The sequence below is a fragment of the Serratia sp. (in: enterobacteria) genome (assembly GCF_046715635.1).
In the GTDB taxonomy this organism is placed as follows: domain Bacteria; phylum Pseudomonadota; class Gammaproteobacteria; order Enterobacterales; family Enterobacteriaceae; genus Chania.
Map to the genome: position 1 here is coordinate 1 of NZ_JBKJYW010000450.1, position 9,559 is coordinate 9,559.

Sequence of the window (9,559 nt, forward strand, 5' to 3'; positions counted from 1 at the left end):
ACCTCAACCACCAGCAGGCTATCGGCCGGTTGGCTATCCGGCAGAATATTGTGTACCAGCCGTTGGTTACGGCCTTTACCCCGCCGCTCCACGCCGACGTCTGCCGGGGTGATCAAGCGTGAAGGCAAATGCCCGTTACCCGGTGCACTGCATACCGCCAGTTCCACATCGGTCTCTGCCCGAACTTCAACCTGGTCGTGGTGCGGAACATAAACGGAATAAGGTGGAGTACGCTCAAACGGGCTCATCCGTTTACCTATGTGTGGGTACTCCGCTCGTTGAGTTGCCACAGAGGCAATACCCGCCACCAGCACCAGGCAAAGCTCCTTATCGCCACTCTCCAACCGCAACGACTGCCCTGCCGCTAACCGATAGACCTCAAACCCGACAAAACGCCAACCGGCATTTTCCGGGGTAACGGACTGAATACGCCCCTGCGCATCCGGTGGCTGACATTTCGCAAGTAATGATGACATGACAATGCTCCTTAAATCCCGTGCTTGTGAGTGTGGCTGCAATGCATTGATACCAGCAACAGCGGCCGCTATCCCGGTGGAATAACGGCCTCGGCATAGCTGGCTGCGGTTTAGCCCAGCGTTGGCATACTGTATTCGGATACCGTTTGCTGGCCGGTTGGCCAACGCGCCGTGGCCGTCTTCATGCGGGTATAGAATCGCACGCCGTCCGTACCATGTACGTTAAGCGCACCGAATACCGAACGTTTCCAACCGCCAAAGCTGTGGAAAGCCATCGGTACCGGTACCGGCACGTTAACCCCCACCATCCCCGCCTGAACCTCATGCACAAACTGGCGAGCATAGTGGCCATTATTGGTGAAAATAGCGCTGCCGTTACCAAACTCGTGGCTGTTCACCGTATCGATGGCCGTTTGGTAATCGGCGACCCGTACAATGCCCAATACCGGCCCAAAGATCTCTTCGCGATAGATACGCATATCCGGCTGTACGTTATCGAACAGGGTACCGCCCACGTAGTAACCCTCTGGATAACCCGGCACCTGATAATCGCGGCCATCGACCACCAGCGTTGCGCCCTCTTTAACGCCAATATCAATGTATCCCAGTACTTTTTTCTGATGGGCGGATGAGACCAACGGCCCCATTTCATTTTCCTCACCGCCTTGCTGCATGCCGGGGCCAACCCGCAGTTGGGCGATCAGCGGTTTGAGTTTGGCAATCAGTTTATCTGCGGTGCTATCACCAACCACGACGGCCACCGGTAGCGCCATGCAACGTTCACCGGCCGAGCCAAATGCTCCTCCCATCAGCGCATTGACCGTAGCATCCAGATCCGCATCCGGCATAACGATAGCCTGATTTTTGGCGGCCCCAAAGGCCTGTACACGTTTGCCATGTGCGCTGGCTGTGGTGTAAATATGCTCTGCAACCGTGGATGAGCCAACAAAGCTCACCGCTTGAATGCGTGGATCGGTGCACAGCTGCGAGGCCTCTTCATTGCCGCAATGCACGACGTTGAATACCCCATCCGGCAGACCCGCCTCTTTCAACAGTTCTGCCAAACGTACAGAGGCGGAAGGTACCAGCGCCGGTGGCTTCAAGACGAAGGTATTGCCGCAGGCCAGCGCGATAGGGAACATCCACATCGGCACCATGGCCGGGAAGTTAAACGGCGTGATCCCGGCCACTACGCCCAACGGCTGCATTAGCGAGAAACTATCCACCCCAGTGCCCACATCTGCTGAATATTCCCCTTTGATCAGGTGTGGAATGCCACAGGCAAACTCCACGACTTCCATGCCACGGGTCAACTCACCCAGCGCATCGGAATAGACTTTGCCATGCTCACTGACGATCAGTTGCGCCAATTCTTCGCGGTGCTGCTCTAGCAATGCTTTGAAGTTGAACATGATACGTGCCCGGCGCAGCGGTGTGGTGCGCGCCCAGTCGGTAAATGCCTGATGGGCAACATCAATAACCTGTTTCACCTCGGCGGCGGTGCTCTGCGTCACACGGCATTCAACCTGACCGTTAGCCGGATTGTGCACATCGACGGTCTTGTTACTGCTGCTCAGGCAAACCTGCCCACCAATAAAGTTACCCACGGTTTTCATGTTTCACCCTCTTTTAAGTCCGCTATCGCCACGGCTTGAAGCATTGCCGCATACCGTGACGTTCATCGTGCCGCCTGCAACAGTACGGCCCACGGGCAGATTAAATCCTGACCAGATGAATCAAACTCTATTCCATTGAAAAAAAAGTTTCAAATAAAAGTTTTTAGAAAATTTGTTTTTAGTGCCACCGATCGCAAATTTGCCATATCGCTAGGCAGAGCAGGCGGTGGCGAACGAACCTACCGTCGATTCAGTAGCCGCGTGGATTTACACAGTAATCCCTATTTTTTATACAGATACGCCTTCTCGCCCGGGCGAGTCAATTTTCCAATCTGCTCTGCAAATCGGGGAGAATATTTGCCCTATTTATGCTCAATTATTTGAACTGGATCTAAAAATCAATATTTCATTATTCACTAAATATGAAATAAATGCTCTTGTTTGCCAAAGAGCCCTTGAAAAACACCGCCTTGATGACAGGCACGGTTCACCCTTCTGCCTCCCTACACCCTACAAGTCACTAAGTAGGCAGAAGCCAGGATAAAAATCGGAGCAACATATGTCACATCAGCGTAAACACAATACTGGGTATATTCTGCGTATCTGCGGGATCGCAGCACTCGGCGGCATTCTGTTTGGTTATGACACCGCCGTGATTTCTGGTGCGATCGAAGCCCTTAAAGCCTACTTTGACCTCAGCCCGGCAGAAACCGGCTGGGCTGTTTCCAACGTGGTGATCGGTTGTGTGGTTGGCGCCTTTGGGGCCGGGCCGCTGGCCGGGCGCTATGGGCGTAAAAAGGCCTTGGTGGTAGCCGCCTTCCTGTTTACCGTCTCTGCCGTCGGTGCCGCTCTGGCCACCACCTTCACCTGGTTTGTTATCTATCGCATCATCGGGGGTTTGGCTGTCGGGCTGGCCGCAACGGTATCCCCCATGTACATGTCAGAAGTCTCACCGAAGGATATGCGGGGCCGGGCGCTCAGCATGCAGCAGTTCGCCATCGTGTTCGGTCAGATCGTGATTTTTTACGTTAACTTCAAGATTGCCAGCTATGCCAGCGAAGCCTGGCTGATTGAGATGGGCTGGCGCTGGATGATCGGCTCAGAGGTTATACCCTGCCTATTGTTCACCGCCTTGGTCTTTGTCATTCCCGAATCACCACGCTGGAGCGTAATGGTAGGCCGCGACGATCAGGCTTTAGCCATGCTGACCCGCGTCTCAAATGCCGAGCATGCTAAAAGCGTGTTAAGAGAAATCAAGGAGTCGCTTCGCCAGGACGAGCAGCACCGTAAGCAAAAGCTGAATTATGGCGACGTACGCGTACGCTTCATCCTGTTTGTCGGCTGTATGATCGCCATGCTGCAACAGGTGACGGGGGTTAACGTCATGATGTACTACGCCCCGGTGGTGCTGAAAACCGTGACCGAAAACGCGCAAGAAGCCCTGTTCCAGACCATCTGGATCGGCGTATTGCAACTGGTCGGCTCGGTGATCGGCGCCATGCTGATGGATCGCATAGGCCGTATCCCATTGATGCGCTGGGGCACCCTGGGCACCATCGTTGGCCTACTGATCACCTCTTATGCCTTGTATACCCAGGCAACCGGCTACTTCGCGCTGTTTGGCATGCTGTTCTTTATGGTGTTCTACGCCATGTCATGGGGTGTAGGTGCCTGGGTGCTGGTCTCCGAAATCTTCCCAAACCGCATGCGTTCACAGGGGATGAGCATCGCCGTTGGTTGTATGTGGCTGGCCAACTTCGTCGTGGCCCAGAGCTTCCCGATGATCAATGACCAACCTTATCTGTTCTCCACTTTCCACGGGGCATTCCCAATGTGGGTTTTTGCTGCCTGCTGCCTGTTCAGCTATTGGTTTATTGCCCGCTTTATTCCAGAAACCAAAGGGGTATCGCTAGAAAAAATGGAAGACGTGGTAATGGCAAAGCGCTATCGCCAGCCGTTATCTGAAATCATCCCGTTAGAAGATGGCAAAGCCTAAAACCTATAAACCCAGGAGTGATGCATCATGGCCATTGCATTAGCACGTTTCTGTATCAACCGTAAGATCGCCCCCACCCTCACGCTGGAGAACTTCTTTCGCCTGGTGAAAAGGTGTGGGTTAAGCAAGGTCGAACTGCGCAACGATATGTCGGGTGGCAAAGTGACCGATAACCTGAGCAACGAGCAGTTAAACGCGCTGGCCGATGAGTTCGGCATTGAGATCGTCACCATCAACGCGCTGGGAATGTTCAACCTGTTAGAAGATCAATCCGCGTTGCTGAAAAACGCCGAAACGCTGCTGGTTCAGGCAAAAACCATCCATAGCAAGGCGGTGGTGATGTGCCCACATTGCAACGCAAGCGACCGGCGCAGTGAGCCACAAAAAAGGGACGATACGCTAACTGCACTACGACTACTCGCTCCGCTGTTCAAACAGTACGGCGTTGAAGGCTACGTAGAACCATTGGGGTTTGGCATGAGTTCACTGCGCTCTTCCTTGCTGGCACAGGCAATCATTCGTGATTCTGGCGCGCCCTATAAGATAGTGCTGGATACGTTCCACCACTATCTGAGCGACGTAGCACAACCAGAGTTTGATGCTCAGATCCGGGTTGAGCAGATTGGTTTGGTGCATCTATCAGGCGTTGAGGATCCGCTCATCAAAAGCGCATTGAGCGATGAAGAACGCATTATGCTGAGCGATAAAGATCGGTTGGCTAGCGTAGCACAAGTGTAGAACCTGGAACGTTTGGGCTACCGGGGCATCTATGCCTTCGAGCCGTTCTCTTCACAGCTAACTACCTGGACAGAGGGCGATATCGAACGCGAGATCCGCCACAGTATCGCATTACTGCAAGAGTAAAAGTAAAACCCCCCGTAGAATGCGGGGGGGTTGTTTTAACTAGCGTTATCACATCATAACCCTGACGTGTTTGATAGCGCCATCCCCAGTATGCGTAGGGCCTATGAATTCGCGTTGGAATAGTTAAGGAAGTATCTATTGATTTTTAATAAATACGCCAATGATGAGTATTTAACCAAGTAAACTCCGACAGCAAATATAGCCCCCCTCCGAATACATCGATGAAATATTCGAACTAGTCATCCGCATGGCATGGGTAATAATAGCGGCTGCTAGGGTTCGATTTGCGCACGTAAATACGCCAGTGCGCTTTGACTGTAGCTCTCCCCTTGAGTCAATTTTTTGATCAGGCCTTGGGCCTCCAGCACCATACCAAGGCGATGTAATTCCTGATGTTGCGGAAGTACATCGGCAAACGCATTAAGCAGGATAATCGACGGCATGATTTTTTCTGCGCAAGTGCCTACTGCGCCAGGTTCATCCCCCCTGGCCGGACAGGGCAGACTGTCCGTATGGCGATGTTGGCATGCCTGTAACAAGGTAATTGCCTGTTGAATTTCATGACTCCATGGCATAACCACTTTCCTCTGAGACTTATTGCCTTGCCAATATATGAGTAATAATCAGCACGTTAACATGCATTAACGACTCACAACAAAACACCAACGCCCCTAACCAAGCTGGCCCTATACAAGATAGGTTTTTCCAGCCAGGGTTTATTGATATAGGTCACATTGCATCAAGATCGCCAACCTTTTATATTTCCCCATTGATTAGGAAAATTCTTGGAATTTCAATGGTGCCACATTTTTTACTGAAAAATTGATAAAATTCCTACTGCGATCTCTACCAATCCTTAACCTAAATTGGGTTAAAAAAAAACGGACCTTGCTGTAAATTACCTCTTAAAAACAATAGAAAAATGCCATCGCCAGATGCAACAGGATATTCTGCAAAAACGCAAGAATTGTAAATGTAAAATTATTACCAACCAGGCTATACCGACACACCACCTACTGTCTCGCAAAACTGCCAAGAGCAAGATCTTACTGGCCGAATGGTAAGTGCTCACCCTGCGAAGAGGCGATGAGAGCGACGCAGTCAGGAAATACCGGTATGTCTATGGTGTCTGAAGAGGCTGAAAACAGGCCCGAAGCCTGAATAATGGCCTCAGATCTTGAGGCCATGTTCACGCAATTACGGTTTCTTGCAGGGAGCAGGAGCGTATTTAGAATCCCCAGGGAACGCCTGCGGTTGGCAATCAGGCAAGCCCGGCAACGCCATTTCATAAACCGCCACGCCAATCACGCCGACGTTCTCTTTTTCCCCCGCCAGTGAACTCGCAGCGTAGGAGTCATCAGGTTTTGCGAAACGGAATGCGGCAACGGACGAATCACTTTTACGGAAGCCCTCAATCACCAGAGTTCCTTTTGGTGCGACCAGATAGCCGGAGTTTCGCAGTGAACCACTGCGGCCAGAAATCACGTCCAGGCCGTCAACTGCGGTGACTACCTCATAGGTTTTGTTGGGGCTGGTGTTATAGAAGAACAGCTGGTAGCGTTCGCCGTCATTGGCAGAGAATGAAAACTCACCATTTTTATAGCGATTAAGCGCGAAATCGCGATTGTTTTCGGTCTGCACCCGCATTCTGACGGAAGACAACACGATCTCATTGGTGTACTGCCCATTACTGGAAGGTTCCGCGCTGTAAAACACCTTGGCGACGCTATCTGGAGAGGAATGCATACGCTTCGCATCAACAGTGGTCACTTTGGAGTAAACCTCCTCACCCCATGCCGTTCCCAGTTTATGTTCTTGGGCAACCGGAGCCGGTGCAGAATCAGCCGCCGCCCGTGAAGAGGAAATCTTTTGACTACAGCCAGAAACCAGCACCAGTGAAGCGAGTAATGCTAAACCGCATTTGATTTTCATGAGCAGAACTTTCCTTGTTATTATTTTGAATAATAGAGTGCGCTTGTCGCAACGCACGAGCCGAACCTATTATTCTGAAAGACTTCCGTTATTCCTATCTCTAAAGTTCTTAAAGTAGACGATGGATTATCTTAACAGGCACAGGCTGCGCCCCTACATGGCGATCTGATTCAGGAATGTCTGCCGTCTATTTGAGATTTCTGCGCAGCCAAAGCCTGCGCGCAAGCCCAAGCCGAACTCCAGGCCCACTGGAAGTTATAACCCCCCAGCCAGCCCGTCACGTCCACCACCTCACCGATAAAGTACAGGCCCGGCACCTGACTCGCCTCCATGGTCTTGGAAGAAAGCTCCTTGGTATCCACACCGCCCAAGGTCACTTCCGCAGTGCGGTAACCCTCGGTGCCATTAGGCTGTACGCGCCAGTTTTGTAAACTTTCTACCAACGCCGCCTGCTGCGTTGGATTGAGTTGCTTGAGCGTTGCTTCTGGCAGTTGCCCCAACTCTTGCAGCAATTCCACCAGACGTTTCGGCAGGTGCAAAGCCAGGGTATTTTTCAGGCTCTGGTTAGGATGTGCCTCACGCTGTTCGTTAAGGAAGCCCATCAGATCTAGCGTAGGCAGTAAGTTAATGCTCACAAACTCACCAGGTTGCCAGTAACTGGAGATCTGTAAGATAGCCGGACCAGAAAGCCCACGGTGCGTAAACAGGATGCTTTCCCGAAAGCGGGTGCCATCTTCCGCCGTGACCACTGCTGGCACCGAAACGCCGGACAGCGCCTGGGATTGCTCCAACAGCGGTTTATGCAGCGTAAAAGGCACCAAACCGGCCCGGGTCGGTAACACTTTCAAACCAAACTGTTCCGCTAGCTTATAGCCAAAGGGAGTGGCCCCCAGGCCAGGCATAGAAAGCCCACCGCTCGCCACCACAAGTGAGCGAGCACTCACACTGTCTCCGTTAAGTGCCAATTCGAAGCCTTGGGCGGTTTTTTCGACGCTCAGGACCTCGCTGCGCAGGCGTGTGACCACCTGACCCAGTTCGCACTCTTGCACCAACAGATCGACGACCTGTTGCGCAGAATCATCACAGAACAACTGCCCCAAGGTTTTTTCATGATAGGCGATGCCGTAGCGGTTAATCAGATCGATAAAATCCCACTGGGTATATCGCGCCAATGCCGATTTGCAGAAATGGGGGTTATTTGAGAGGTAGGCTGCCGGTTCAACGGACATGTTGGTGAAGTTACAGCGCCCGCCGCCAGACATCAGGATCTTGCGGCCCGGTTTTTTGCCGTTGTCGAGTAACAGCACCCGGCAACCCAGTTGCCCTGCCTGCGCAGCACAAAACATCCCTGCGGCACCCGCACCAATAACGACAACATCAAACTGTTCCACCCAGACCTCTCTTTGCAATAACCACAACTATCGCGGCAACAAGAGCGCATTTTACGCCATTTCACTGCCTGTATACCGCTAAATCCGCGGTCAGGGATTGTAAAGACATCGACGGGGGAACGCCAACGTAAGAAAATGTTAACCCGCGTAAATGGCGGTAACATGCTGAAATTGCATCGATTCAGCCGTGACGCAGCGCCCGTGGTAACAGGTAAATTCAAAAAACGTCATATTTTCCTTTTCCCCGACACCGATTGTCGCCGATAATGCGCGGCGTTCATGTCCACAAACCTGGCGTAACGCTTATGCTGCATTTGTTCACTGGCCTGGATTTCCATACCGGCCTGATGTTAATTCTCGCATTGTTGTTCGTGCTGTTTTATGAGGCCATTAACGGCTTCCATGATACGGCCAATGCGGTCGCTACTGTAATTTACACCCGTGCTATGCGCTCGCAGCTTGCGGTCGTTATGGCTGGTCTGTTCAACTTTCTTGGCGTGATGCTCGGCGGTTTGAGTGTTGCCTACGCCATTGTCCACCTGCTACCAACCGATCTGTTGTTGAACGTCAGTTCAGCTCACGGGTTAGCCATGGTCTTCTCCATGTTGTTGGCGGCCATTATCTGGAACCTCGGCACCTGGTATCTTGGGTTACCGGCCTCCAGCTCTCACACCCTGATTGGCGCCATTATCGGTGTCGGCTTGACCAATGCGTTGGTGACCAACACTTCCGTGGTCGACGCGCTGAACGTGCCAAAAATGATCAGCATCTTCCTGTCGTTAATCTTCTCCCCGTTGATCGGGATGATCATTGCCGGGCTGATGGTGTTTATGCTGCGCCGCTATTGGAGTAATACCAAAAAACGTCAGCGTATTCATATGACACCGGCGGAACGTGAAAAGGTCGATGGCAAACGCAAGCCACCATTCTGGACACGTATCGCTCTGATCCTGTCGGCTATCGGCGTAAGCTTCTCACACGGCGCCAATGACGGTCAGAAAGGTATCGGTCTGATTATGTTGGTGCTGATCGGTGTTGCTCCTGCAGGCTTCGTCCTCAACATGAGCGCGACCGGTTATGACATCACCCGTACCCGTGATGCCGTGAGCCACCTGCAGCAGTTTTACCAACAGCATGGCGACTCTCTGGCACATGTGGCCACACAGACGCCGTTGGTTCCTGCGCCTCAGAATACGGCTCCAACGCCTGATCAACCGGTTGAGTTCCACTGCGACAGTTCACGTGCCCTGATCGCCGTTGAGCGCTCTCTGGACCTGCTGAACA

7 protein-coding genes and 1 pseudogene are annotated in these 9,559 nt (G+C 52.3%); 3 read left to right on the top strand and 5 right to left on the bottom strand.

The window, feature by feature from the left end; translation table 11 throughout:
* Both ACLQ7H_RS23385 and ACLQ7H_RS23390 read right to left on the bottom strand, forming a co-directional pair.
* On the bottom strand, nucleotides 1–476 hold a 476-nt coding region (locus ACLQ7H_RS23385; protein ID WP_411754729.1), incomplete at its 3' end, for a 5-deoxy-glucuronate isomerase.
* A gap of 110 nt (nucleotides 477–586) precedes the next feature.
* A complete protein-coding gene (locus ACLQ7H_RS23390) occupies nucleotides 587–2,092 on the bottom strand; it encodes a CoA-acylating methylmalonate-semialdehyde dehydrogenase (protein WP_411754730.1) in 1,506 nt (501 codons plus the stop codon).
* A 559-nt stretch (nucleotides 2,093–2,651) separates the two neighbouring features.
* Here ACLQ7H_RS23390 and ACLQ7H_RS23395 point away from each other — a divergent pair.
* The gene (locus ACLQ7H_RS23395) at nucleotides 2,652–4,088 is read left to right on the top strand and encodes a sugar porter family MFS transporter (RefSeq protein ID WP_411754731.1); all 1,437 of its coding nucleotides are present in this window, start codon (nucleotides 2,652–2,654) and stop codon (nucleotides 4,086–4,088) included.
* A gap of 27 nt (nucleotides 4,089–4,115) precedes the next feature.
* Nucleotides 4,116–4,952, top strand: a pseudogene (locus tag ACLQ7H_RS23400) (TIM barrel protein).
* Between the two features lie 272 nt (nucleotides 4,953–5,224).
* On the opposite strand, the gene ACLQ7H_RS23405 reads toward ACLQ7H_RS23400, so the two are convergent.
* The 3 genes from ACLQ7H_RS23405 to ACLQ7H_RS23415 all read right to left on the bottom strand — a co-directional run bounded on the left by ACLQ7H_RS23405 (nucleotide 5,225) and on the right by ACLQ7H_RS23415 (nucleotide 8,275).
* Nucleotides 5,225–5,527 carry a hypothetical protein gene (locus ACLQ7H_RS23405; protein ID WP_121608390.1) on the bottom strand — a complete coding sequence of 101 codons (303 nt, stop codon included), beginning with the start codon at nucleotides 5,525–5,527 and terminating at the stop codon, nucleotides 5,225–5,227.
* Nucleotides 5,528–6,149: 622 nt separating this feature from the next.
* Complete coding sequence (locus ACLQ7H_RS23410; RefSeq protein ID WP_411754732.1) at nucleotides 6,150–6,884, bottom strand: hypothetical protein; 735 nt, start codon at nucleotides 6,882–6,884, stop codon at nucleotides 6,150–6,152.
* Nucleotides 6,885–7,054: 170 nt separating this feature from the next.
* The gene (locus ACLQ7H_RS23415) at nucleotides 7,055–8,275 is read right to left on the bottom strand and encodes an NAD(P)/FAD-dependent oxidoreductase (protein ID WP_411754733.1); all 1,221 of its coding nucleotides are present in this window, start codon (nucleotides 8,273–8,275) and stop codon (nucleotides 7,055–7,057) included.
* 305 nt (nucleotides 8,276–8,580) lie between these two features.
* Between ACLQ7H_RS23415 and ACLQ7H_RS23420 the strand changes: the two genes are divergently transcribed.
* The coding region (locus ACLQ7H_RS23420) for an inorganic phosphate transporter (protein WP_411754734.1) at nucleotides 8,581–9,559 on the top strand (979 nt) is incomplete at its 3' end.